This is a genomic window from Weizmannia sp. FSL K6-3076, from assembly GCF_038007245.1.
GTDB lineage: Bacteria > Bacillota > Bacilli > Bacillales > Bacillaceae_C > Weizmannia > Weizmannia faecalis.
Window position 1 is genome coordinate 2,863,316 of record NZ_JBBOWU010000001.1, and the last position, 22,904, is coordinate 2,886,219.

Annotated in this window: 18 protein-coding genes; 2 read left to right on the forward strand and 16 right to left on the reverse strand. The window is 49.0% G+C overall.

Translation table 11 applies throughout. From position 1 onward, the window contains the following. Positions 1 to 145: 145 nt before the first annotated feature. The 16 genes from NSS95_RS13645 to NSS95_RS13715 all read right to left on the reverse strand — a co-directional run bounded on the left by NSS95_RS13645 (position 146) and on the right by NSS95_RS13715 (position 20,826). Positions 146 to 2,317, reverse strand: coding sequence for an ATP-dependent helicase (locus NSS95_RS13645; protein WP_340713978.1), 2,172 nt, complete (start codon positions 2,315 to 2,317; stop codon positions 146 to 148). Between the two features lie 513 nt (positions 2,318 to 2,830). Further along, positions 2,831 to 3,016 carry a type Z 30S ribosomal protein S14 gene (locus NSS95_RS13650; protein WP_013860453.1) on the reverse strand — a complete coding sequence of 62 codons (186 nt, stop codon included), beginning with the start codon at positions 3,014 to 3,016 and terminating at the stop codon, positions 2,831 to 2,833. A gap of 424 nt (positions 3,017 to 3,440) precedes the next feature. Beyond that, positions 3,441 to 3,593: a hypothetical protein gene (locus tag NSS95_RS13655; protein WP_192452525.1), complete on the reverse strand. Its 153-nt coding sequence runs from the start codon at positions 3,591 to 3,593 to the stop codon at positions 3,441 to 3,443. A 245-nt stretch (positions 3,594 to 3,838) separates the two neighbouring features. After that, positions 3,839 to 4,402: an FAD-dependent oxidoreductase gene (locus NSS95_RS13660; RefSeq protein WP_035188636.1), complete on the reverse strand. Its 564-nt coding sequence runs from the start codon at positions 4,400 to 4,402 to the stop codon at positions 3,839 to 3,841. 324 nt (positions 4,403 to 4,726) lie between these two features. Next, positions 4,727 to 4,999, reverse strand: a complete 273-nt coding sequence (locus tag NSS95_RS17010) for an HTH domain-containing protein (protein ID WP_429892662.1) — start codon at positions 4,997 to 4,999, stop codon at positions 4,727 to 4,729. Between the two features lie 158 nt (positions 5,000 to 5,157). Beyond that, positions 5,158 to 5,604 carry a GNAT family N-acetyltransferase gene (locus tag NSS95_RS13665; RefSeq protein ID WP_013860456.1) on the reverse strand — a complete coding sequence of 149 codons (447 nt, stop codon included), beginning with the start codon at positions 5,602 to 5,604 and terminating at the stop codon, positions 5,158 to 5,160. A 135-nt stretch (positions 5,605 to 5,739) separates the two neighbouring features. Beyond that, entirely contained in the window at positions 5,740 to 7,257 is a 1,518-nt protein-coding gene (locus NSS95_RS13670; protein WP_340713979.1) for an acyl-CoA carboxylase subunit beta, read from the reverse strand. A gap of 4 nt (positions 7,258 to 7,261) precedes the next feature. Further along, complete coding sequence (locus NSS95_RS13675; protein WP_014097145.1) at positions 7,262 to 8,041, reverse strand: enoyl-CoA hydratase; 780 nt, start codon at positions 8,039 to 8,041, stop codon at positions 7,262 to 7,264. A 594-nt stretch (positions 8,042 to 8,635) separates the two neighbouring features. Further along, the gene (locus NSS95_RS13680; RefSeq protein WP_061577170.1) at positions 8,636 to 9,544 is read right to left on the reverse strand and encodes a hydroxymethylglutaryl-CoA lyase; all 909 of its coding nucleotides are present in this window, start codon (positions 9,542 to 9,544) and stop codon (positions 8,636 to 8,638) included. A 26-nt stretch (positions 9,545 to 9,570) separates the two neighbouring features. After that, positions 9,571 to 9,780 carry an acetyl-CoA carboxylase biotin carboxyl carrier protein subunit gene (locus NSS95_RS13685; protein WP_017551842.1) on the reverse strand — a complete coding sequence of 70 codons (210 nt, stop codon included), beginning with the start codon at positions 9,778 to 9,780 and terminating at the stop codon, positions 9,571 to 9,573. Positions 9,781 to 10,074: 294 nt separating this feature from the next. After that, positions 10,075 to 11,430, reverse strand: coding sequence for an acetyl-CoA carboxylase biotin carboxylase subunit (locus NSS95_RS13690; RefSeq protein ID WP_061577169.1), 1,356 nt, complete (start codon positions 11,428 to 11,430; stop codon positions 10,075 to 10,077). 221 nt (positions 11,431 to 11,651) lie between these two features. Continuing rightward, positions 11,652 to 12,794, reverse strand: a complete 1,143-nt coding sequence (locus NSS95_RS13695) for an acyl-CoA dehydrogenase family protein (protein ID WP_014097141.1) — start codon at positions 12,792 to 12,794, stop codon at positions 11,652 to 11,654. A 254-nt stretch (positions 12,795 to 13,048) separates the two neighbouring features. Beyond that, complete coding sequence (locus NSS95_RS13700) at positions 13,049 to 15,004, reverse strand: acetate--CoA ligase (RefSeq protein WP_326242314.1); 1,956 nt, start codon at positions 15,002 to 15,004, stop codon at positions 13,049 to 13,051. Positions 15,005 to 15,663: 659 nt separating this feature from the next. Continuing rightward, positions 15,664 to 17,214, reverse strand: coding sequence for a class I adenylate-forming enzyme family protein (locus NSS95_RS13705; protein ID WP_326242316.1), 1,551 nt, complete (start codon positions 17,212 to 17,214; stop codon positions 15,664 to 15,666). Positions 17,215 to 17,566: 352 nt separating this feature from the next. After that, positions 17,567 to 18,934, reverse strand: a complete 1,368-nt coding sequence (locus NSS95_RS13710; RefSeq protein WP_326242317.1) for a sigma-54 interaction domain-containing protein — start codon at positions 18,932 to 18,934, stop codon at positions 17,567 to 17,569. A gap of 680 nt (positions 18,935 to 19,614) precedes the next feature. Beyond that, positions 19,615 to 20,826, reverse strand: a complete 1,212-nt coding sequence (locus NSS95_RS13715; protein WP_211062238.1) for an ornithine--oxo-acid transaminase — start codon at positions 20,824 to 20,826, stop codon at positions 19,615 to 19,617. Between the two features lie 165 nt (positions 20,827 to 20,991). On the opposite strand from NSS95_RS13715, the gene NSS95_RS13720 reads away from it, so the two are divergent. Next, positions 20,992 to 22,338, forward strand: a complete 1,347-nt coding sequence (locus NSS95_RS13720) for a sigma-54 interaction domain-containing protein (RefSeq protein WP_211062237.1) — start codon at positions 20,992 to 20,994, stop codon at positions 22,336 to 22,338. Then, entirely contained in the window at positions 22,335 to 22,904 is a 570-nt protein-coding gene (locus NSS95_RS13725; protein ID WP_247664008.1) for a DUF5344 family protein, read from the forward strand. The genes NSS95_RS13720 and NSS95_RS13725 overlap by 4 nt, the downstream gene beginning before the upstream one ends.

Consider the following 22,904-nt stretch of genomic DNA (forward strand, 5'->3'; position numbering starts at 1 on the left):
CCAATTCAGTGAAAAGGGGCACAGGACTTGATCGCCGAATCCCTTGCCTCCATACAACGTGAGCCTGTTGCAGCGGTCACGGATATAAAAAATGCCGGGAATCTTCCGGCATTTTTTATATCCGCTTCCGTTTTTCTACACACGATTACAGATTGGCTTCCTCGAGCAGCCCCTTTTCGATGCAGGTGAGAGCAGACAGTTTCACCATCCGTTTTTCAAACCGGATGGCAAGGGTGTCGCCATCGATATCTACAATTTCACCATGGCCAAACACACGGTGCCGGATTTTTTTACCGGCCACAAAAGCGGATGCATCCTTAATGGCATTCGGGTTCTGCGGGATGGAGACCGTCTTTTTGCCGATCCGGACAACTTCTATGTCTGGTTTCGTTTTTTCCGCCTTTTCAACATTGTTGACAATTCCCTTCACTGCTGCCACAAACGGCGAGTCCATTGTCCGGCTTCCGTTGCGTTTTTCATAGCTGACCATTTCCAGCGACTTTTTCGCGCGCGTCATTGCCACATAAAAAAGACGGACCGATTCTTCCATCAGTAAATCATTTTCTTTTTCATCGTCCCCGGGAATGATCCCATCCACAAGATCAATCATATACACCTTTTCAAACTCCAAGCCTTTTGAACTGTGGAACGTCGAAAGCGTCACAGCATGCCGGCCTTTGTTCCCTTTCGCCGTTTTTAAAATGTGCGCCAAGTGCTTCAGCCTTGCAGCAAACTCTTCCATTGTCACAAGCGTGTCCGCAATGTCTTCGAGCGTATTTAAAACGCCAATCAAATACTCTTTCCGGAATCCGAATTTCTTGCACATGTTTTCGAGGGCTTTTTCATAGCCGAGCCTGTCGCGGATGACTTGAATCGCATCCAGCGGCGGCATGCCCCGCATTTCCCGGAGCGTCTCCTTTACTTTACGTACTTTTTGGACCTGGTAATCCTTCAAATTTGCATAACGCACCAAATTGTCAAAAACAGACTGGTTATTATGGATCCCCTTTACCGCTTCCATCTGTTGTTTCGTAATATAACCGTCCAATTTCGAATGGACCTGCGCGAGGATATCCGCCCGTTTATCGGTAAACGTGAGCCGCATCACATTCAAAATATCCTGGACAACCCAGTGAGAAAAAAAGCGATTGTCGGTATCTTTGAGATAAAACGGAATCCCTTCCCGGTCAAATTCGTTGATCAGGGCAATCGAAGACATATTGTTCCGGTACAGCACGGCAATTTCTGAAAAATTTTCGGACACCACAATGTTCTGGGCCAAATATTTTGCCTGGTATTTATAATCTGGCAGGCGCACAAACCGAATCGGCCCGGCAGGTGGGTTTTCCGTGAACATGTTTTTATCATAGCGGTGCTTGTTGCGCTTGATAAACAGGTTGGCAGCCGTGACAACCTCTTGAGATGACCGGTAATTTTGTTCCATAAATAAAATTTTCGCATCCGGATACACTTTTTTAAAATTCAGCAAGTAGGACGGCTCCGCACCCCGCCAGCTGTATATCGACTGGTCATCATCGGCGACAACGCACAAATTGCGATGCCGCCGCACAAGCTTTTCAACAATGGCATGCTGTACCATGGACGTATCCTGGCTCTCATCCGTCAGCACATAGTCATAACGCCCCTGATACATACGGAGAAGATCCGGATCACGCCTTAATATTTCATTCGCATGCGTCAGCATATCATCAAAATCAAGAAGCAGCTGTCCGGTGCCCTGCTTTTTAAACGTCTCATACTCCTTTAAAATCCGGGCAGCTTCCGGCACACTCGTCGCAACCTTCCCCCATTTTGCAGGCGGGATCATCTTGTTTTTGATATAGCTGATATACGTCTGCAGTTCCTCCAGCTGGTCTTCCGTGATCTTCTCTCCATGAATGGCCTTGTACACATTCCGCAAAATTTTTTTCTTCTGGTACGGTCCCGCCTCGCCTTCAATCAGCAAGAAAGGGACATTGGTCCGTCTGAAAAATACGCGGACGAGTTCAAAAGCAAGGCTGTGGATCGTTGAAAAATCAACGGGCGGAAGATTCGGAAAAAGCTTTTGGAACCGGTCTTTCATGTCAGCGGCAGCGGCCCGGCTGAACGTAATGGCTTTGATCCGTGCAGGCGCCACCCCTTTTTCTTCAATTAAATAGCCGATCCGCATGATGATTGTCGTCGTTTTTCCGGAGCCGGGGGAAGCCAAAAGCAAAAGCGGACCTTCCGTTTGCTTTACGGCCTCTTGCTGCACTGCATTCAGCACAATTCCGGACTCCTCTTTTTTACGGGTGAAAAAGTCTTGTTTCGTGTCCATTGCCATTGCTCCGTTCCAAATGCTTTGGTTTAATAGTAGCATATTGAGTGGAGTGTTGGCATAAAATCTACCTATTCAGTTTTGACAACGGTCTCCTATGTATAAAAATTTTCTCGATCGCATTGGAAGCCTGCCTTCAACATCTCACAATCGAGAAAAACTTGACATATCTCTCGTCATAAAAGATTTTGCCTATGACGGCGTTTTCGAATATCCTCCCTTTTTTCATTTTCTATAAAAGAAAAATTTCTGCATGCATGCCGAAATTCCTTTTAAAAAAAGCAGAAGGGAAAGCTTTTGGATTTCCAAGTAAACATGCCGGCTGTACTGGAAATCAAGGTACCCGCTCCGCCTACGCGGTGTACCGATGATGGCCACGCTTGCCATCCCCGCTGATTTTAGCGTACCACCGATTTGTTAAATTATGATGAAGAGGGATTAAAGAATTTACAAAGATGCGGAAAGAACGGGGATATGTATCCCGTGCCCCGAAAAAAGGGGAGCGGGGAAGGCTTACCAGCTGGATTTCTTTACGCCCGGAATCTCGCCTTTATACGCAAGTTCCCGGAAACAGATGCGGCAAAGTTTGAATTTCCGGTATACCGAATGAGGACGCCCGCACCGCTCGCAGCGTGTGTAAGCCTGAACTTTAAATTTCGGCTCACGTTTTTGTTTGACAATCATCGATTTCTTTGCCATGACGTTCGCCTCCTTTCTATGTGCTAACAGTTTATTTTACTATAAATTCAATAGAAAAGATAGTGGTATATTTTGGCAGATTCTTTCTAAATCATTTTACAAATAACATACCTATTGTTGGCTAATACCGTTTTTTGGAATTATAATTTGACCCGATTGTTTTCCTGGTTTCGGGAGCCGTGTTTATCGCAATAACATCCTCACTTATTCAGAATACAGATGCTCGCCGCAAAAAAAGCAGGCCCAACTAAGCCTACTCTACTTTAAAACTCATGAAATTTTTTTTGCCTTAGATTTCGCCCAATTTCTAAACCAAATAATGAAAGAGAGAATCAATAATAATATACCAAAAATCAAAAAAAATCTTGGAATCAATAATATTTGACTAATCAGCGAGTTTCCGAGCTCTACAGTTGAATAACCATCAACAAGATGAACCAAAAACATCATACATAGTCCTGTAAACGCCATCACAAATCCACATTGAAAAATTCGATACATGAACCTCAACTCCCCGTTTTTTAAAAATTCGGTTTATTTTTTGGATATTTTTATCTATTGTAATCATAAATTCCATTTTTAACAATCCTCCCATGGAATAGGAAAGACGGCTTTACGCAAAAAAGGTTTGATGATTGCCTGAATCCCGCGTGTACCGGCTGCATCCCCAGTGCCCGGCTTTGCAGTGGGTGGTTTGATTTTGGAAAAACAATAAGCATGTCAGAATGCTTGATCTGCGACGAATTCTTTTCAGTTCCAGCCCGCATTGAAAAAAAGCAAACGAAAACCGGGCGGAATTTTGCCCGGTTCGTTTACAACGGCTTATTTTCCTAAAACATCGTGGTCGACCCAGCGTTTGCCGTCGATTTCACTGATGAGGTTGACAGCCACTTTAGCGCCGTCGCCTGCTGTGATAATGGTGTGCATGGAGACGCCGGCAACCGTGCCGCATGCCCATACATTCGGGACATTCGTTTTTCCTTGCGCATCCACTGCAAAAACGGTTTTTACGCGTGGTTCTGTTGCCGGTTTGGTTTTGACGCCAAGGGCTTCCCCGAGGCTTGCAATCATGCCGGTTGCAAGAATAACGTATTTGCTTTCGTACGACCCTTGTTCTGTTTTAATGGTAAAACCATTTTCCGTTTTTTCAATTGATTCGACTTTTTCGTCGACCAGTTCGGCCCCGAATTGCGCTGCCTGTTTTTTACCGGTTTCGACCAGGTCTGGTCCGGTTATTTCTGTTACGCCGTAGTGATTTTTCAGCAAAGCCCGCTTGGTAGCGCTCGTGCCACCATCAAAAAGCACTGTGCTTTTCCCGGCTTTGGCCGTAAAAATGGCGGCACTTGCCCCGGCCGGACCAGCTCCAATAATGGCAATTTCATACATCGTACATTCCTCCTTACTATTTTAAGTATAGACCGGCAGATGGGGAAGTTCAAAATATACACTTTGGAAGGCACAGAAATGTAAGGCCTTATTTTCTAAGCGTTCCTTTGGACAAATCGAATCAAAGTCAGGGATAACCAAATTGTCCTCAGAAGAAGCCAAGGATAGAACTTGATCGGTAAACAATGAATTAAAGTTCGGGTCTTAAAACAAAAGATAGCATTAACAAATTCACACAAATATTCATCAAATGATCAATATCAATATGATCATTTCCTTCACAAAAGTCTTTAAGCACATCACAAGGCACATTGGCATATTTACCTAATGTTTTGTTTCATAGGAAAGATTATAATCTCCTATCAAATTAGCCTCTATTATCGCTCTCATTCTCTCTTTTGAGTCTATAAAAGAGAATCCTGTACTTAAAAACGGTAAACGATAATGGATTCTTTTTAACTCCCCTTCATCAAAGTAGCATGGCTTTCCAGAGAGAATTTTTGTAGTTTTCTCATCGGAAATCCCAAATAGTGTAGCTAACTGCTGATCTTTTAACTGAAACTTATTTTTAATATGAAGGAATTGACTTTTAAATATTCATGACTTCCATCTGAATAAACATTGGAATTTGTATCGTGAACAAAATCAGACATTTTTTCCGACTCCTTTAAAACATTATATAATTTTCATAATAAAATGAAAAGGAAAATAGAATTTGGATTCGGATTACCGGTTTTTCTCATTCTCTCCTTTCATCATAAATGTAGTTCCATCCATTCATCCACTTCCTGGAAACCGAATTTTTCATACAACGGCTTGCCCATTTCAGAAGCGCCAAGCCAGATGTTGGAGATGCCGGCCTTTTTCACCTCATCAACCAGTTTTCCCATCAATTCTTTCGCGATCCCCTGGCCGCGGTATTCTTCTTTTGTATACACATTTGTAATGTAGGCTTTCTTCCCGCTTTTATTCACATAGCTCGGCGGGAATTCGTAAAAAATGACGGCCCCGCAAGCAACGATTTCTCCCTCGTCTTCCGCAAGCCATTGGACCATGGAGCCTTCTTTTAATTTCTTTTGAAAAAACTTTTCCAAATCGGCATCAATGTCCGTCTTTGGTTCGATGCCCTGGGCAACCTGCTGCTGCTTTCTAAGCTCTATTAAATGATGAAGATCATCAAGATGGGCTTTCCGGAATTCCATAGCTGCGCCTCCTCGTATTTGATAATAAATTCATACCCCGTTTTAAGGAAGAAAAGCGCACCATTTGGTTTCTTTCCGTTGCAATTTTCGGAGCCGCATCGAAAAGCAGCTGCGTGCCTGCAGCTGCTTTTTGGGTCAAACCGGGTATACCGGGTGCTTTGGTTTTGAAAAGTCTTCCTTCTTCCCGCTGTACATTTCAAGCCGGCGTTCGAGTTCTTCCCGCAGTTCGTTGCCCGGTACGACGGCGTCCACAACCAGTTCGGAAGCAAGCCGGTAAATGTCAATGTCTTTCACGTACTCCGCCCGTTTTTCCGCGAAAAATGCCGGCCGTTCTTCTTCCGGGAGTGCGGCGATTTTATTGGCGTATACGGCATTGACCGCGGCTTCCGGGCCCATGACCGCAATCGATGCAGACGGAAGCGCAATGCAGCAGTCCGGTTCAAACGCCGGGCCCGCCATTGCGTATAAGCCGGCACCGTACGCTTTCCGGACAATGACGGACAGTTTCGGAACGGTTGCTTCGCTCATCGCAAAAATCATTTTGGCCCCGTGGCGGATAATGCCGGCCCGCTCCACCTGCGTCCCGATCATGAAACCGGGCACATCCGCGAGAAACAAAAGCGGAATATGGAACGTATCACAAAGATGGATAAATTTTGCCGCTTTATCGGCGCTGTCGTGGAAAAGCACGCCGCCTTTCACCCGCGGCTGATTTGCTATCATTCCGACAGGCCGGCCGCCAATCCGTGCGAGGCATGTAATCAGTTCGGGCGCAAACTTCTTTTTAATCTCGCAGATTGAATCTTCATCCACAATCCGCTCGATCAGCTGGTACATGTCAAACGGGGCATTTTCATTTTTCGGGATCAGTTCCTCAATCGTTTTTTCAAACGCAGCCGGCGCTTTTGCATCTGTTCTTGCCGGCTTTTCGGAAAAATTGTCCGGAAAATAGGTTAAGTATTTTTGCACATAACGGATTGCTTCTTCTTCCGTTTTCACTAGCACATCGCCGCAACCCGAAACGGTGCAGTGCATTTTTGCGCCGCCCATCTGCTCGAGCGTCACTTTTTCACCGATCACCATCTCGGCCATCCGCGGCGAGCCTAAGTACATGGACGCATTGCCCTCGACCATTACGACAATATCGCAAAATGCAGGAATATACGCCCCGCCGGCAGCAGACGGCCCGAACAAGAGGCAAATTTGCGGTACTTTCCCGGACAAATGCACCTCGTTGTAAAAAATCCGCCCTGCTCCTCTTCTGCCCGGGAACATCTCGATCTGATCGGTAATCCGTGCGCCTGCGGAATCGACGAGATACAAAATCGGGCAGTTGAGTTTCGCGGCTGTCTCCTGGATACGGATGATTTTTTCGACCGTCCGCCAGCCCCACGAACCGGCTTTTACGGTCGAATCATTGGCCATAACGCAAACGGTGCGGCCGCCGATTTTTCCGAGCCCGGTGACGACCCCGTCTGCCGGCAGGTCCCCCGCAAGGACATTGGCAAACATCCCGTCTTCAGCCTTGAGCCCGTCATCCAACAGCATTCGCAAGCGTTCGCGGACAAACCATTTGCCCTGTTCGCGGTTTTTTTGGTGGTATTTTTCCTTTCCGCCCTTTAAAATTTCTGCTTTTTTGCTTTCGTAGTCCATTGCATTACCTCCCTTTATACACCGGGGTGCGCTTTTCCGCGAATGCCCGCAAGCCCTCGAGCCTGTCTTCGGTCGGAATGAGCGCGTTGTAGGCGAGTTCTTCGATTTTCAGCCCTGCTGAAAGGCCGGTCTCTGTCCCTTGATCGATAGCCGTTTTTGCCTGTCTAAGTGCAATGGGGCCGTTTTTTTGCATTTCCCCCGCCAGTTCAAACGCTTTTTCGATTACTGCTGCACGCGGCACAGCGTATTCGAGCAGGCCGATTGCCGCTGCTTCTTCAGCAGTCAGCCGTCGCGCCGTATAGATCAGTTCTTTCGCTTTACCAACCCCAATGAGTCTTGGCAGCCGCTGTGTGCCACCCGCCCCCGGGATGATCGCGAGCGACGTTTCGGTAAGCCCGTATTTTGCTTCGCGGGCGCCAATGCGAAGATCACATGCCAGCGCCAGCTCCAGCCCACCGCCGAATGCCGACCCGTTTAGCGCCGCAATTACCGGCTGGGGCAGCGCGGCCGTTTCATTTACAACCGCACCGATCTTCCGTACGGCCTGCAGCACCTCTTCCTCGTTCATGCCTTTCCGCTCTTTTAAATCCGCTCCGGCGCAAAACACTTTTTCCCCGGCGCCGGTCAGGATCACAACGCGCGTACTCCGGTCTTTCTTTATTTCCGATAAAACTTCATGCATATCCGAAAGCATTTCTTTTGATAATGCGTTTGCAGCTTCCGAACGATTCAGTGTCATCACGGCGATGCCATCTTGTTTTTCCAACAAAACCGTTCCTGTCATGTTCTTCCTCCTATCCTGCATATTCACTTGCAAGCGGCCTTCCGATCGCTTTCAATCTGCTTTGCGGCTTCGGGCGGCTCTACATCATCACGGCAGCTTCTTTGTTTTTTGACAAAACAGCCCCGTTACGCTCCCTGTCTGATGGCTTGCAAGCGGTCTTCCAATCTTTTTCAGTCTGCTTTGCAGCTTCGGGCGGTTCTGCATCATTACGGCAGTTCCTTTTGCTTTTTTTGGCAAAACGGCCCCGTTACACCCCCATCTAATGGCTTGCAAGCAGCCGTCCAATCTTTTTCAATCTGCTTTGCGGCTTCGTGTGGCTCTGCATCATTACGGCAGTTTCTTTTGTTTTTTGGCAAAACGACCCCGTTACGCTCCCTGTCTGATGGCTTGCAAGTGACCTTCCAATCTTTTTCAGTCTGCTTCGGACGGCTTTGCATCATCACGGCAGTTTCTTTTGTTTTTTTTGGCAAAACGGTCCAGTTTCGCTCCCCATCTGGCGGCTTGCAAGCGATCTTCCAATCTGCTTTTTCAGATTCTAGGCGGTTCAAGATCATGGCGGGCGTTCCTTTTTGCTTTTCCGGCAAAATATTCCCGTTATGCCCCTCCCGCCATCCTGTGAATTTCCATTTGGTGGCTTGCAAGTGGCCTTCCGATCGTTTTTTCTATCTGCTTTGCGGCCTGGATGATGCGGTCAAAATCAATGCCGGTCTCAATACCCATTTGCGCAAATAGGTACAGCAGATCTTCCGTCGCAACATTGCCGGATGCCCCTTTTGCATACGGGCAGCCGCCCAGGCCACCTGCTGCGCTGTCAAAAACAGTGATCCCCATTTCGAGCGACTTAACAACATTCGCAAGTGCCGTCCCTCTTGTATCGTGGAAATGCATCGCCAGCTGCCTTGCATTAAAATCATGAAGCAGTTCGTCGAGCAACCGCTCAACATCGGTCGGCACGCCGGCACCGATCGTATCCCCGAGGGAAATTTCATCCACGCCCATCGCAAACAAGCGGCCAGCCACATCTTTTACTTGCTTTGGGGAAACCGGTCCGTCATACGGGCAGGCAATCACCGTCGAAATATATCCCCTTACCGATTTCCCGGCGCTTTTCGCTTCCTTCACCACTTTTTCCAAGACCGGATAGGTTTCCGCGATTGTTTTATTAATATTGTGGAGGTTATGACCTTCGCTTGCCGACATAAAAACGCTTACTTCATCCACGCCTGCATTTAACGCCCGTTCAAGCCCCCTCACGTTCGGGACAAGCGCGGCATAGGTCACGCCCGGCTTCCGTCTGATTTTTTCCAGCACCGCTCCGGTATCGGCAAGCTGCGGTATCCATTCCGGCCGGACGAATGATCCTGCTTCGATGTACGTCAGACCCGTATCTGACAATGCGTTGATCCATGCAACTTTTTCTGCTGTCGCCACGACCGCTTTTTCATTTTGTAGCCCGTCGCGCGGCCCGACTTCTTTCACGGTCACTTTTTCAGGCAGCTTCACATCCCCGCCTCCTTCAGCAAATTGCGCTACTCCAGTTCCACCAGCACATCGGATTCGTTGACAAATTCGCCTTCCTGGACATGGATTTTTACCACTGTGCCGTCTTCCTCGGCAGCAATCGGGATTTCCATTTTCATGGATTCAAGGACGACCACATCGTCGCCTTCCTTCACCTGGTCGCCTTCCTTTACGAGCACTTTCCAGACACTTCCTGCCATACTTGCTGTAATTTCCATCTGCTTTTCCTCCTGTTTTAAAAAGTCACTGACAATTTGATCATGACCGGGATCTTTTTTGCATGTTCTCCTCCTTGCTTGCGGTGCTCCCCGCCTTTCACCTTTGAACCTGACTGATCCCTTCCTCCATCTGGCATACTTTCAAGGCTCTGCTTGGTTTAAATCTTTGTGTACCCATTAAAAATAGATGACAGCGGGGGCGTCTTCCTGCCTCCCTTAACCGGTGGCAGGCCCTGCTTTCTTTCGGATTCTCCCCTTTTCGAACCTCTGGCGCCTTTTAACCGGCCGGTGCGCCTACTTGCGGGACTCCGCTTGTTTTAAAAAGTCATTGACAAAATGCGTGGTTGTGTACCCTTTTAAAAATTGTTCGTGGCTGACGGTGTCAATCAGCATCGGAATATTCGTTTTAATCCCTTCCACTTGATAGTTTAAAAGCGCATCCCTGATCCTTTTGCAAGCTTCTTCGCGCGAGCTGCCCCAGGCAATCAGTTTTGCGATCATCGGGTCGTAAAAAGGGGGCACTTTAGAACCCGCTTCCACGGCCGTCTCGTTGCGGATGCCTTCCCCTTCCGGCAGCCGGAAAGCTGTAATTTTGCCCGGCGATGGCAGAAACGTCTTCGGATCTTCAGCATAAATACGCACTTCAATCGCGTGGCCGTTCCGCTTGAGCGTCTCCCGCGTGATCGTGAGGCGTTCGCCTGAAGCGATTTTCAACTGCTCTTCCACAATGTCCAGCCCGGTAATTTCTTCCGTCACCGGATGTTCCACTTGCAATCTTGTATTCATCTCAAGAAAATAGAAATTCTGGCCCCGGTCCACGATCATTTCCATCGTGCCGGCATTTATATAGCCGATGGATGTTGCTGCTTTTACTGCCGCATCCAGCATCTTTTGCCGGGTCGCTTCGCTGATAAAAGGCGATGGCGCTTCTTCGACAACTTTCTGGTGGCGGCGCTGGATCGAACATTCCCTCTCCATAAGCGGCACAACGTTTCCATATTGGTCTGCCAGAATCTGGATTTCTACATGATGCGGTTCTTCAATATATTTTTCAATGAACATCGCGCCGTCCCCGAAAAACATTTCCGCTCGTTTTTTGTTGCCGGCAAACGCTTTGCGCAGCTCTTTTTCGGTTTGGACCACCTGCATCCCGATTCCGCCGCCGCCTGCCGAAGCCTTCAGCATTGCGGGATAACCGATTTTTTCAGCCGCCCGGACCGCCGCTTCTTCATCTTCAAGCGGATCATCCACCCCTTCAATCACCGGCACGCCTGCTGCTTTCATGGTACGGCGCGCTTCAATTTTGCTGCCCATCGCAGCAATGATTGCAGGAGAAGGCCCGATAAAAATGAGCCCCGCCTCAATGCATTTCCGGGCAAAAGGCGCATTCTCGGACAAAAGCCCGTAACCCGGATGGACCGCTTCCGCCCCGCTTTCTTTGGCCGCCCGGATGATCGCGTCGGCATTTAAATAGCTTTGATTGACAGGCGATTTGCCGATGCAATATGCTTCATCCGCCTCGCGGACAAAAAGGGCCCCCGCATCCGCCTCGGAATACACCGCTACGGACTTAATACCGAGCTTTTTACACGTCCGGATCACCCGCCGCGCAATCTCTCCCCTGTTGGCAATCAGAATTTTTTTGAACAAATGGCAACGCTCCTTTCTGCTCAATTTGCTTCAAAAATTTTGTGATTTCCCGGCCTCTCATATTTCACTCGCATTTGAGATTCCGACAGCCATTTTCATCTCATCGCTGATTCTCGATGTTAAAAAATGCAAAGACAGCTTGAAATCTTTGAAACGGATCCGTGTATCATGCAAAAGCAGTTTAATTTGTGGAACGCATGGATGGTTTTCTATCTTTTCGCCTAGCAGCCAAGCTTTCGGGCAATAACCAGCCGCTGGATTTCGGATGTGCCTTCGCCGATTTCCATCAGTTTAATGTCGCGAAGATGGCGCTCCACACCGTACTCGCGCATATAACCGGACCCGCCGTGGATCTGGATCGCCTGGTTGCAGACACGGAATCCCATCTCCGACGCAAACAGTTTTGCATAAGCGGCTTCTTTGCTAAACGGTTTTCCCTGATCTTTCAGCCATGCCGCTTTGTACACGGCATTTCGGGCAAGATCGATTTCCATCGCCATATCGGCAAGTTTGAACTGGATCGCCTGGAATTTTGAAATCGCTTGGCCGAACTGCATCCGTTCTTTTGCATATCGAAGCGCTTTTTCGAATGCGGCTTGGGCGATCCCGACCGATAATGCGGCAATGGAGATGCGCCCGCCGTCCAGCGTGTACAAAAACTGGCTGAATCCTTTGTTTTCGTCGCCAAGCAGGTTTTCACGCGGGACACGGACGTTTTCGAGCACGATCTGGCACGTGTTGGATCCGCGGACGCCCATTTTTTCATACGGGCTTGTAATCGCCACGCCCGGTGCATCGGCCGGCACGATGATGGCGGAAATGATGTTACGACCGTTTTCCCTTTTGCCGGTTACGGCTGTCACGATCACTTGGCGGGCGTATTCGGCGTTTGTAATCCAGCATTTTTCGCCGTTGATCACCCATTCATCGCCGTCAAGCACCGCTTTTGTCCTTGTTCCGCCGGCATCGGATCCGGCGTTTGGTTCCGTAAGCCCGAATGCGCCGAGCGCTTCGCCTTTTGCCATCGGAACGAGCCACTTCTGCTTCTGTTCTTCGGTGCCGAAATAGTAGATCGGGCTTGCGCCGAGGCTTGTATTTGCGGCATAGCTGAGCCCTGTTCCCCCGCATGCCTTGCCGATTTCTTCGACCGCGATGCAATAAGAGATGGTATCCCCGCCTGCTCCGCCGTATTTTTCCGGAAAAGGGATGCCTAAAAGGCCGAGATTGCCGAGCTTTTGAAACGTCTCCATCCGCATTTTCCCGGTTTCGTCTACTTCTCTTGCATACGGTTCGATCTCCTTCTCAGCAAAGTCCCGAACCATCTCCTGCAGCATAATCTGTTCTTTAGACAATTCGAAATCCATAGGCTTCCTCCTTTTGCGGCGCAGGATAATCCGGTGCGCCGGTTTTTTTGCATTCTTGCTGACTTTTCAGGTGCAGCCGCCGGGATTGCGAAAAAATCAACCGCCGCATGCTCCTTTTTCCAGTTCGCTTCCGATTCCCTGTAAAACGCTGCAAGGGACCAGCGGGCAAACAGTAACGCCCTTCTTTTTACTGGCGGCCCGGCCGGTTTCCTGTCAAAAACGTTGAGGGCAAACCTTCCTTTTTAAGGCATTGTTTATCTTTCCGCCCTGTGGCTGGCCACCAGCTGTTCAATGCGCGCAATGGTTGCGGGATCCTCGAGGCCGGTCATATCCCCTGTAGCCGCACCGTTTACGACAATTTCCTTTAACAAGCGGCGCATGATTTTCCCGCTCACTGTTTTCGGCAACGTGTCCGTAAACAAAATCGCTTTCGGCACGGCAATTTTCCCGATTTGATCGACAATCCGGGCCTTGATCGCTTCTTTCAGTTCTTCACTTTCCTCCGTCCCGTCGCTCAAACGCACAAAGCAGACCGGCACCTCGCCCTTGATTTCATCCGGCACGCCAATGACAGCGGTTTCAGATACACCCGGGGTTTCAAGCACCGCACTTTCCATTTCCATCGTGCTCAGCCTGTGCCCGGCAACATTGAACGCATCATCCGAACGGCCGGTGACCCATACGTAGCCATCCTCATCGATCATCGCCAAGTCGCTTGCATAGTAGCAGCCGTCTACCTGGCTGAAATACGAGCCAAGATAGCGTTCCGGCTCTTTCCAAAGCGTGCGGCACAGCATCGGAAACGGCTTTTGAATGACAAGGTTTCCGAGCGTCCCCCGTGGTACCGGATTTCCTTCCTGATCGACGACACCGATTACAGCGCCTAAAAATGGCCTGCCCGCAGAACCCGGCTTCATCGGCGTCAGCCAGGCGGCACCGGCAAGCGGCGATCCGGCTGTTTCCGTCTGCCCCCATGTGTTGTTCACGCAAATCTTTTTTCTGCCGAGCACTTCATATGTCCACTGCCATGTTTCCGCATCAAACGGCTCGCCGACAAGGGAGACGACATCAAGGCATGACAAATCGTATTTTTCAAGCGGACGCTCCCCCATGCTTTTCAACATCCTCAATGCAGTTGGAGCGGTGAACAATTTATTCACCCGGTACTTTTCAATGATCTGGTAAAACCGGTCTTTTTCCGGATAATCAATCGCCCCTTCGTAAAAGATGGTTGTAACACCGTTTGAAAGCGCGCCGGCAATGCCCCAAATATGCATCGTGAGCCAGCCGATATCCGCCGAGCACCAGAGCACATCGTCATCGTGATGGTCCATATGGTACTTTGCGTAAATGTAATTTTGTACGACAAACGCCATGCCGGAATGGACAACGCCTTTTGGTTTCCCGGTCGTGCCGCTTGTGTAAAACACAATGCCATACTCGTTCGCTTCCAGCCGCTCCGGTTCACAATGGATGCTTGCCTTCCTTGTTTCTTCATGCCACCAACAGTCGCGGCCCGCCTGCATATTGACATCCGTCCCAAGCCGGTCCACAACAACGACCGCTTTGACAGACGGAATGTCCGGAACAACACGGTCGACTTTTTCCTTAAGAAAAATCTTTTTCCCTCTTCGTTCGGTTGCATCGGCCGTCACGATGACTTTCGGTTCAAAATTCACAAGCCGGTCTTTCAGCGATTTTTCCGAGTATCCGGAAAAAATCGTATTGTAAATCGCGCCAATCCGGAAGCATGCGAGCACAGCAATCACCGCTTCCGCTAAGTTTGGCAGGAAAATCGCCACGCAGTCGCCTTTTTTTACGCCGAACCCGCGCAACACATTGCTGAACCGGTTTACTTCTGCAAGCAGCATATGATAAGTGAAAAACTTCGAATCGCCGTTTTCCCCTTCCCATATGAGCGCCGTCCGGTTGCCGGCACCGTTTTCGACATGGCGGTCAAGCAGGTTCACACATGGGTTGCTCACACCGCCTTCAAAAAAGCGGAACCCGGGGAGGCTGCCTGTCATTGTTTCCTTCCACGGTTCATACCAGGTGAGCTTTTTGGCAACGCGCCCCCAAAATGCTTCCGGATCCGTTTGCGACAGGCGCAGCAGTTCCTCAAATGCTTCGCTTGAACCGATTTCGGTTGAACGGATTTTATCATCACTTGGATAAACGAGTTTGCTTTTGGCAATGCCGCTTTGTTCCATGGACATGCTCCTTTCCGGTGATCGGTCGGGAAAACGAAGTTCCCTTTTTAAGAAAATTCCTGCATACGCGATTCACTCGCTTTTATCAAAGCCATTCTCCTATTCTGTCCACTAAAAGATTTACAGCGTTTGAATGCGACTCTTCCCGGCACAGTGGCGAACACCTTCTTTTATCCAACATTGAATTCCCGGGCGTTTTTATCCGTGCTTTTGGGATACAAACGCCTGATGCTGCACCAACCTGAGAACAGCGTTGGTTGACTGTTTTTTTGCCAGACTTACGGGCACGACCTGTCATTCCGTGGTGAATTCCCGGGCGTTTTTATCCGTGTTTTTGGGGATACAAACGCCTGACGTTGCACCAACCTTATAACGGCGTTTGTATGGCCACTTTTTCTGCCAGACTGACGGGCGCGACCTGTCAATCCCGTGGTGAATTCCCGGGCGTTTTTATCCGTGTTTTTGGGGATACAAACGCCTGACGTTGCACCAACCTTATAACGGCGTTTGTATGGCCGCTTTTTCTGCCAGACTGACGGGCGCAACCTGTCATCCCGTGGTGAATTCCCCGCTGTTTTATCCGGCCAATCAAAAGGTTGGCATTTTCTCCCCCGGTCTCTGCAAACGGTTTACAGCAGTGGGGAAAATATTCCTCTTCCTCATCCCGCGCCAAACTGTTCGCGAAGTTTGAACTTCTGCACTTTTCCGGAAGGCGTGCGCGGAATTTCTTTCACGAAAATGACCTTGCGCGGTTTTTTATAGCTTGCAAGATGGCGTTTGCAATATTCCGTCACTTCTTTTTCCGTCAGCCGCGCGCCATCTTTTTTTACAATAATGGCGCAAACCGCTTCCATGTACTTCGGATCGGGGATGCCGATCACAGAGACTTCTTTTACCGCTTCATGGCGGTAAAGCACATCTTCTATTTCTGCAGGATAAATATTTTCTCCTCCGCTCCGGATCATATCTTTCTTCCTGCCGGCAATGGTTAAAAACCCTTCCGAATCAAAAAAGCCAAGATCCCCTGTTTTGCACCAGCCATCCGCAAACGTCTCCATGGTCGCCTCCGGTTTTTTCCAATACCCTTCTGAAACAGCAGGGCTTTTAATGAGGATTTCACCCACTTCTCCTGCAGGAAGCGGGTTTCCGGCATCATCTGCAATTTGAATCGCAGTCAAAGGCATCGGTTTTCCGACTGTACTGCCTTTTTTTGCGGCATCCTGCGGGTCGAGTGAAGCGGCAATCGGCTGCCCTTCTGTCAAACCGTACACTTGGACAACGCCAATGTGCGGAAAATGTGCCCGGATACTTTCCAAAGCCCACGGCATGAGCGGGTCCCCGCCGGTGTAAATCGTCTTCAGCGTTTCCAGCCGGTACTGTGCCAAATCCGGCAAGTGCAGCATGTCATAAATCATAAAAGGAAATAAAAAACAGCATGCTACCTTTTCCTTTTCTATAACGGACAGGACTCTCTGAATCTCGAAGTTTTTACTTTTTGTAATGATGACAGTTCCGCCCCGCATGAGAACCGGCAAAGCAATGTCTTCCATTGCGCCGACATGGTAGAGCGGCCCCGTTGTCATGGCCGTTTCCCGGGCTTGAAATCCCCATTTCAAAGCTTGAATGGCTGAAAACCAGAATGTCGTATTATGCGTCCAAATCGCACCTTTTGGCCTTCCCGTCGTCCCAGACGTATACATCAGCATCACCGGGTCATTTAAATGGATAGATGGCACGCCGGGCTCTTCCTGCTGCCCTTCCCCGAGCACGGAAAACGGCTGCGCCCATCCCGGAACGGCTGATGCTTCCTCCTGAAGGCAGATAAATTGTTCAACTGGCACCTCGTGTTGAATCGGCTCAATCCGTCCGGCAAGACCTGCGTGAAAACATAATATTTTTGTGCCGGAGTCGTTTAAGCAATAGACCAGTTCGGGGCTTGACAAGCGGAAATTCAAACGGACTGCAATTGCCCCGATTTTCGCCGCCGCAAAATAAAGGCCGAAATACTCAAGGCAGTTGTAGAGCAGAATGCCGACCCGGTCTCCTTTCCGGACGCCAAGCTGTGTAAGCTTGTTTGCATAAGCATTGGAAATCGCGTGCAATTCCTTGAAAGTCCATGCTCTTCCGGTTTCTTCCTGCACTGCAGTTTTTCCGGAAACAGCTGGATCCGGATCTTCTGCAATGTTCTTGATCATCCAGCCAACGTGCAACCATGTTCCCCCTTCCCACACTTTGATGCCCTATAAAAAGCAAGAACCATGCCAGCTTGAAAAGAAGCGGAAAACAACATGTACGTGTTGGAAAAGGCGGCCGGGTTTCCCGTTTTCCGAAACGTTCTTTACCAATTTATGATGCAAACAGCGGCTTTATGGCAGAAAAACAGATTCGGAATTTCAGAAGGCCAATCCGGATTTCCGGATCTATATCAGCTGGACGAAACATGACTAAAAAAATATTGTCTGGCGCAAAAAATAGTGCTCATGCAAGTGGATGTTTGGGCTTGATGTCAAAACTTACATAGAAGCAATATCTATCCTGATCGTTTGACGTGAAAAACTGCGTTCATTTTACCTCAATACGAAGCTTTTTCATTTTGTCGTAAAGCGTGGAGTGGCCAATCCCGAGGGCTTTAGCCGCCTGTTTTTTATCAAAACAGGCAGCCCGCAGCGCTTCCTCAATGATCTGTTTCTCTGCTGCCTCCATCCTTTCTTTCAAACTGTATTCTTTTTTTCTGTTTGCATGTTCGCGGATTCCGTCAGGCAGGTCCTCTAACCCGATCCTGTCCGAAGAGGCCATGTAGACCGCTGCATGAACGGCATTTTCCAGTTCGCGGATGTTTCCCGGCCAATTGTACCTTTCGAGTGCAGAAAGAGCCTCAGGGCTGAAGCCGGTGACCCTTTTACCGAGGCCGGATGATGCTTTCTTTAAGAAATGCCGTGCCAAGAGCGGGATATCCTCCGCCCTGGTGCGGAGCGGGGGAATATCCAGCTGGACGGCATTGATGCGGTAGTACAAATCTTTTCTGAAACGGTTTTGCCCGACCAGTTCTTTAAGCGGATGGTTTGTCGCCGCGATGATGCGGACATTGATGGGTTTGGGATGGATCGCGCCGACCGGTTCGATTTCTTTTTCCTGCAGAACGCGCAATAGTTTTACCTGCATCATCACCGGCATGTCGCCAATCTCATCGAGAAAAACCGTCCCTCCTTCCGCCGCCTGGAACTTGCCGGGCTTGCCGCCTTTTTTTGCGCCGGTGAACGATCCTTCTTCATATCCGAACAGCTCGGATTCCATGAGGTGTTCGGGAATCGCGCCGCAGTTGATTTTGATAAACGGCCCGCCGCTCCGGTCGCTGCAGCTGTGAATGCTGTGGGCAACCAGCTCCTTTCCGGTCCCGCTTTCCCCGGTTATCAAAACGGTGATATCCCCGCGCGCCACCTTTTTGATTTTTTCTTTCAATAGCGCCATTTGCCCGGAGCCGCCGATCAGATCGCCCAGCATATATTTCACGCCGGCTGCACGGGGCTGCTTCTCAAGCAAAAACCGGCTTTGCGACAACATATGACGGATATGGGTGTTCAGCTTTTTCCAATCATACAGATCCCTGAAAATGATAATCCCTACAGCGCCAAGAATCTTTCCATCTTCAATAATTGGAATCCGGTTTGCAATGACATATTCGCCTCTTAAAAATTGCAGCTGGGCAAGTTCTGCTTTTCCCGTTTTCACCACAAGATGCATTCTCGTATTTTCAATTGCATGGGTCACGTGTTCGCCAATCACTTCGTTTCGTTCCACTTTCAAAAAATCGCAAAAATTGTGGCTCATGTAACGGATGTATCCTTCTTGGTCCACGATCAATGTGCCAGAATATGTTTTTTCAAACACGATGTCCAACAACCTGGTGTTGAGAAATTTTTCGCTGATCATGCCATTCCCCTTTTCCATGCTGAAGTTACGGACTTGATTTTTGAAAGCGTTTACATATTTCATTGTACCTGTCCTGGCGTTTTCAATCAACCGTCTTTGCATGGACGGCAGGGGAGGTCGTTCCACATGCAGAGCTTTGCATTTCATTTTGTCTTTTTGGCAGTACTTCTAATATGTAGGCATTTTACGCGGAGTCCCTCTTTTTTGATGGATTTTAAAGTACAGCACGTATGAAATAAATCTGTTTAATAGTTTCTAAGAGACCATTCGTTGTGCCGAAATTTGCGCACAAAAGCTCCGCTATTTTCTTTCATGGTTGAGAGGATGAAAGACAAATGAACAACTTCCTTGCAGTGAATTCTCCTTCATCACGGTCATGAAGGACAAATGAACAGCTCCCTTGCAATGAAATGTCCTTCATCACGGTTATGAAAGACAAATCATAAGCGAACCGCCGCTTTCAAATACTTTTTGCTACCCAGGAGACAAACCTTTAAATGTCCTTCGAGTACCCCACTCGAACGGCATATGATTTCCCAAATGAATGTATGGCGTGGCCCTGCCGGCAATGTATAGTGACTTTTGGCATGCCATCAAAAAACAGTTCGCATGTGCGGGCGCCTCTTATATACTTCCCAATTAAAAAAGCCGCCCCGCCGTTTGGCAGAGCAGGCTCCTGATCATTTTTTCTCCTCGAAAACTTTCCGGATCCGTTCAATTGCCCATTCCAGCTCTTCTTCCGTTATGACAAGCGGCGGGGCAAAGCGGATGACATTTTCATGCGTTTCTTTGCAAAGCAGCCCTTCCTCTTTCAATGCTTCGCAATAGGAGCGCGCCGGTTCCGTGAGCTCCACGCCGATGAAAAGGCCGCGGCCGCGGATTTCCTTAATCGACGGGTGCTTGATTTCACGCAGTTTCTCCAGGAGCACCTGTCCAAGCCGGAGCGAGCGTTCCACCAGTTTTTCTTCTTCAATCACCTCAAGGCTTGCGATCGATACCGCGCATGCAAGCGGATTGCCGCCGAACGTTGAGCCGTGCGACCCCGGGTTGAATACACCCAGTATTTCTTTATTTGCAGCTACACAGGAAATCGGCATGACACCGCCGCCAAGCGCTTTCCCAAGAATGAACACATCCGGGGTAACACCCTCCCAGTCAACCGCAAACAACTTGCCGGTCCGGCCTAACCCGGTTTGCACCTCGTCTGCCATGAAAAGCACCCGGGACGCGCGGCAAATATCCGCTGCTTCTTTTAAAAACCCGGCCGGCGGAATGTTGATGCCAGCTTCCCCCTGGATCGGCTCAACAAGGAACGCTGCCGTATTCGGAGTGATGGCTTCCCGCAGCGCTTCCGCATCCCCGTACGAAATGAGCTTGATACCCTCAATCATCGGCCCGAAGCCGCGTTTATATTCTTCTTCCGATGAGAGCGACACCGCAAGCAACGTACGGCCATGGAAATTTCCGGTACAGGCAATGATTTCCGCTTTATTGTCCGGCACGCCTTTCACATCATATGCCCAGCGCCGTGCAGCTTTGACCGCCGTTTCCACCGCTTCCGCCCCGGTGTTCATCGGCAGCACCATATCCTTTTTCGTCAGTTGGCACACTTTTTCGTACCATTCGCCAAGTTTGTCGTTATAAAACGCGCGTGATGTGAGCGTCACACGGTCCGCCTGGTCTTTTAATGCCTGAATGATCTTCGGGTGGCGGTGCCCCTGGTTCAGTGCCGAATAAGCGCTCAGCATATCCATATAGCGGCGGCCGTCCGGATCCTTCACCCACACCCCTTCCGCTTCCGAAATGACAACCGGAAGCGGCGCATAATTATGCGCACCGAACTGTTCCGTTTTTTCAATTACTTGCTTCGCTTGCTCTTTTACTTGTGCCATTTTGTTTCTCCCTTCTTTTCAATGTCCCTATCCATTCATATGCAAAAAGAATGCCATCATGAAAAAAAGGCCTTCGTGCGGTTTTTTCAGTGAAAATGCAAAAAATTTTTGCATAAAGCCGCAAAATATTTTAAAATTTTTATCATCGAAGGGGGTGGACGCAACATGGAAGAAACAAAAGATGTACTCCTCGCGTTGTACGAAACAATGATGAATCTCGTCGATGCCGGCATTCATGCAGTGGATGAAGAAGGGCGCACGATGATTTACAATCAAAAAATGCGGGATATTGAGGGGATGGACAGCCGTGAAGTACTGTATAAAAAGTTGGAAGATGTTTTCCGCTTTCGCAGCAGTGAAGAAAGCACCTTGTTAAAGGCGCTCAAAACCGGAGAAGAAAGCCATCTTGTCAAACAGACGTACTTTAATAATAAAGGCCGCGAAATTACTTCCGTCAACCATACGTATCCGTTTTATTATAAAGGAAAATTGGCGGGCGCTGTTGAAATTGCGGAGGACATTACGAAAATTGAGCGCCTCATCCGCCGAAACCACGAGCCCCATACCGGATATACATTTCACCATATTATCGGGAAAAGCAAGGCGATTTCCGAAGTCATTGAATTTTCAAGGCGCGCCGCCCGCACTTCCTCCTATGTGCTGATTATCGGTGAAACCGGGACGGGAAAAGAGTTGTTCGCGCAAAGCATCCATTATGAAAGCGAAAGAAGCCGGGGACCGTTCATCGCGCAAAACTGCGCTGCGCTTCCCGACAATCTCATTGAAAGTATCTTATTTGGCACGAAGAAAGGGGCATTTACAGGTGCTGTTGACCGCGCAGGGCTGTTCGAACAGGCGGACGGCGGCACGCTTCTGCTCGACGAAATCAATGCGTTGAACATTCATTTGCAGGCAAAGCTTTTGCGCGTGCTGCAAGAGAAAAAAGTGAAACGGATCGGGGGCACGCAGGAAAAGCCAGTGGATGTGCGCGTGATCGCCACCATGAACGAAACGCCTTACGAAGCGATTGCAAATCACCGGCTGCGCAAAGATTTGTATTACCGGCTTGGTGTCGTGACGCTGTTTATCCCGCCGTTACGGGACCGGCTGGAAGATTTGCCCCTTCTCACCGGCCATTTTATTCAAAAATACAATCCCCTTTTTCAAATGAATGTCAGGGGGATCACACCGGAAGTGCTCACTTTCTTCCGGTCGTACCGCTGGCCTGGCAATATACGCGAGCTGGAGCATATGATTGAGGCAGCGATGAATGTCATGCTCGATGAAGACATGATTGAACTCCGCCATCTGCCCATGCAGTACCGGCAGTCCGGCCACTTCAATTCGCCGGCGGAAAAATCACCGCTTTTAAAAGACCGGCTGTTTGAATACGAGAAGCATTGTATTTTAGAAGCGCTTGAGGCAAACGGGTCGAATATATCAAAAGCAGCAGAACAGCTCGGGTTAAGCCGGCAAAGTCTCCAGTACCGGATGAAACGGCTCGGGATTTGACGCATGTCACTACAACTATGCTTGCCGGCTTTTTGGCCGGCTTTGAGATCACCTCTAGCCAGAGAGTAAGAAAACAAAAAGGCAGGGGATTCAACGAATTTCCACTGCCAATTACAGGGCATCCGCAAGTGCTTGAAGGCTATCAAAATACTGAAAATCAAATCAGCACTACCATCCAACTGCTGGACGAGAAAATCAAAAAATTAGCTTCCACCAATGCAGACATTAAAAAAAGCTATTCTGGCCGAACGCTTGAAAATACAGAAAAAGGGGCAATGAGCATGGAAGTAAAAATTCACTTTGATGCAGTTGAAATATCGCTTGCAAACATCCGTTCCAAGTCACAGAGCCTTGAAATTTCTAAATTGGAAGAGGCCGGTGCGCAATATCATTTGTCTGCATTAAATCATATTGCAGAAGTAGATCAACGCCTGGAACAAATTCTTGCATCCTACCAATCTGTCACGCTGAAAAACGAAGCCGCGGCCAAAAAAGCTGTGCAGGAGATAAAGGCATACGATGAACAGCTCGGAGAAAGCTTCGAAGGCCGCCCAATGAGCAGGTGA

Excerpts from the sequence above, each read along its gene's own strand:
- NSS95_RS13720 (WP_211062237.1), top strand. The coding sequence starts at position 20,992 with ATGGAAGAAACAAAAGATGTACTCCTCGCGTTGTACGAAACAATGATG.
- NSS95_RS13670 (WP_340713979.1), bottom strand. The coding sequence starts at position 7,257 with ATGGACTACGAAAGCAAAAAAGCAGAAATTTTAAAGGGCGGAAAGGAA.
- NSS95_RS13645 (WP_340713978.1), bottom strand. The coding sequence starts at position 2,317 with ATGGACACGAAACAAGACTTTTTCACCCGTAAAAAAGAGGAGTCCGGA.
- NSS95_RS13710 (WP_326242317.1), bottom strand. The coding sequence starts at position 18,934 with ATGATCAGCGAAAAATTTCTCAACACCAGGTTGTTGGACATCGTGTTT.
- NSS95_RS13700 (WP_326242314.1), bottom strand. The coding sequence starts at position 15,004 with ATGGAACAAAGCGGCATTGCCAAAAGCAAACTCGTTTATCCAAGTGAT.
- NSS95_RS13655 (WP_192452525.1), bottom strand. The coding sequence starts at position 3,593 with ATGGAATTTATGATTACAATAGATAAAAATATCCAAAAAATAAACCGA.
- NSS95_RS13660 (WP_035188636.1), bottom strand. The coding sequence starts at position 4,402 with ATGTATGAAATTGCCATTATTGGAGCTGGTCCGGCCGGGGCAAGTGCC.
- NSS95_RS13650 (WP_013860453.1), bottom strand. The coding sequence starts at position 3,016 with ATGGCAAAGAAATCGATGATTGTCAAACAAAAACGTGAGCCGAAATTT.
- NSS95_RS13665 (WP_013860456.1), bottom strand. The coding sequence starts at position 5,604 with ATGGAATTCCGGAAAGCCCATCTTGATGATCTTCATCATTTAATAGAG.
- NSS95_RS13685 (WP_017551842.1), bottom strand. The coding sequence starts at position 9,780 with ATGGAAATTACAGCAAGTATGGCAGGAAGTGTCTGGAAAGTGCTCGTA.
- NSS95_RS13715 (WP_211062238.1), bottom strand. The coding sequence starts at position 20,826 with ATGGCACAAGTAAAAGAGCAAGCGAAGCAAGTAATTGAAAAAACGGAA.
- NSS95_RS13695 (WP_014097141.1), bottom strand. The coding sequence starts at position 12,794 with ATGGATTTCGAATTGTCTAAAGAACAGATTATGCTGCAGGAGATGGTT.
- NSS95_RS13675 (WP_014097145.1), bottom strand. The coding sequence starts at position 8,041 with ATGACAGGAACGGTTTTGTTGGAAAAACAAGATGGCATCGCCGTGATG.